At 64.5% G+C, this 2,350-nt stretch carries 2 protein-coding genes and 1 pseudogene; all 3 read left to right on the top strand.

The genetic code is table 11. The features are described 5' to 3' along the window. Positions 1 to 686 precede the first annotated feature (686 nt). Positions 687 to 1,802 carry a hypothetical protein gene (locus ABZY11_RS43985; protein ID WP_356484548.1) on the top strand — a complete coding sequence of 372 codons (1,116 nt, stop codon included), beginning with the start codon at positions 687 to 689 and terminating at the stop codon, positions 1,800 to 1,802. Between the two features lie 86 nt (positions 1,803 to 1,888). Further along, positions 1,889 to 2,035: pseudogene (locus ABZY11_RS43980) on the top strand (IS3 family transposase); the annotation flags it as partial. Positions 2,036 to 2,170: 135 nt separating this feature from the next. Beyond that, positions 2,171 to 2,350, top strand: a 180-nt coding sequence (locus tag ABZY11_RS43975) for a transposase domain-containing protein (RefSeq protein ID WP_356484547.1), incomplete at its 3' end; no start/stop codon positions are given.

Raw genomic sequence — 2,350 nt, 5'->3', positions numbered from 1 at the left:
GAGGCCCTGTCTTCATGCGCGCACAACGGGAAGATCACCCCGGCGGGAAACCTGTTCGACCCGCACGTTCCATGATCGGTTGAGATACGGCTTCTAAAACTCCGTCACAACAGGCCGTCAGGAAGGTGCTGACGGGCCCGTGGTGGTCAAGCTCGGTGTGGCTCGACAATGTGCGCAAACGGGCCGGGAAGCTCGCCGAGCAGCGCCGGGCGGACCTCGATGCCCTCGGCATGCGCTGGTAGAGGCTCGTCTGCCTGCGCGGCGGCGGCAGGTCAGGGTGTACCGGCCGATGCAGTGCCTCGGCCGGCTCCCGTTCCTGCTGGGCGGTCGTGTCGTGTTGTCACGGGTGCGTCGGCCGGCTGGAGGTGGCGCGACCGGCGTGGTGGGGTCGAGGGGGTTACTTGAGGGTGATGTCGTCGAAGGCGATGCCGATGGGGCCGGTGAGCCGCTCATCGAGAACAAACAACGGGCCCTTTGAGGGCTCGGAACCAGTACCAAACGCCGTGAAGCGGCACGAGCATGCACCGACCATCCGCTCCCAGGCGTCAACCAGGCGCGCCGGAAGGGCGCGCGGCAATCAGGATTGACCTTTTGTCGTCGGTCGACCAGTTCGTGACCTTGCGGAGAAATGTGCAGCGACCCGATTCTGGGGCGGCACCCAGTGCATTACCGAAAGGAATCGCGCCATGGCTCACCGTAAGGTCTATCTGGCGGTAGGTAGGACGAACACGCGGGTCTACCGCTTCGACCCGATCGACGGGGACACCCGTGTGGTCGAGAAAGTGCCGGCGTACGAGGCCGGTTACACCGCCATGGGCGCGCAGTATCGGGGCGATGACAAGGAACCACTGCTCTTCGCCGTCAGCGACAACCGGCTGGTCACCATTGACGTGGAGACCGGCAAGGTCTCGGACGCGGTCGTCGATGGGCTGCCGAGCGGCCAGAAATGGTACGACGGCGACATGGACGTCGACGGGAAAAAGCTGCTCGTCGCGAGCGGTCCCGATGTACCCAGCTACACGATCGATGTGGTGACCCGGACGGCGACCGCCGGACACTGTCCGGGTTCCGGGCGGTGGGACGACTTCGCCCACCATCCGAAGGACGGCCGGCTGATCTCGGTCGAGGGCGACAACGGCGACCTGCTTCATGTGGATCTGCGGAAGAACCCCATGAAGACCGTACTCAGGAGTAGGGTCTTCCTCCCCGCCGAGGCCAGCAGGTCCAGTGATTCCCGGAAGTCGTACTCGGCCACGTTCTTCGACTCCGCCGGCCACTTCTACGCCGTTGACTCGGCAGGCAACGTCAACCACCTCGACCTGAGTGGCAGCACCATTCCCGACCACGCCGAGCGGATCGGGAACGGGAAGATCCCCGTCGACGGCCTGGAGGTCGTGAACGGAGCCGGGCGCATCACCCCGATGCCGATCCCGCCCAGCTACGACGAGATCGCCGTGACGAAGAAGTCCAACAGTTCCTGGCAAAGCTACGATCCGCAGGGCAAGGTGTACAGCTTCGCGCTGACCGTCACCGCCGTCGGCAAGGCGGGCGGCGAGGGAAAGGAGACACGCAGGTTCCGGATTTCGTTCGACCTGCGAACGGCTCACGGGACGAAGGTCGAGGCGTCCGGTGTTGACGTCACGCATGAGGACGGCAAGGTGTACATCGACTCCCAAACAGATCAGCTGCTGGAAGCGGGGAACTCTCGGCCCATCGCCGTACAGATCACTGTGCCGGGAGACCCCGCCAAGCTCCCGCCCGAGTATCCGCTCGACGGACTGAAGGCCACACGTCTGGCCTGACACCCTGCCCGGTCTTCGTCCTGGACGCCCCGGAGATGGCCGTGTGGCAACGTGACCGAGACCAACATCCGGTGCGGCCAGGCGAGTTGATCCACCACGCGGATGCCGGATCGCAATATACGAGTTTCCGGCTTGCCGAGCATCTGGACGCCGTCGGCATCGCCGCCTCGATCGGATCGGTCGGTGACGCCTACGACAATGCTCTGATGGAGAGCACGATCGGCCTGTACAAACAATGCCGCGGAGTTAAGTCATTGCGCATCACGTCAAGTTGATCAGTTTCCGGTCCAAGGCGACCGCGAAGAACGGGACCTCTGCTACAGAGGTGAAGCCGACCAAGGTCTTCACTACTCCGAGCGGAGGTCCCGTTGCCCGACCAGTCTGCCACCACGACGGTGACGCACAGCATCACCGTCGCCTCGGGCGTCTTCGCGCCCGGACATCTGGGGGAGCTCACGCAGATCCTTCCCTTCGAACTGGTCGACGACGTGCTGGAACGCACCAGGGCGGTGCAGCGCAGGTTACGCCTCATCCCCTCCCGCGTGGGC

This window comes from Streptomyces sp. NPDC006510 (assembly GCF_040611955.1).
Classification (GTDB): Bacteria; Actinomycetota; Actinomycetes; order Streptomycetales; family Streptomycetaceae; genus Streptomyces.
The sequence above is the reverse complement of the archived record's forward strand: the minus strand, read 5'-3'. Positions and strand labels throughout refer to the sequence as shown.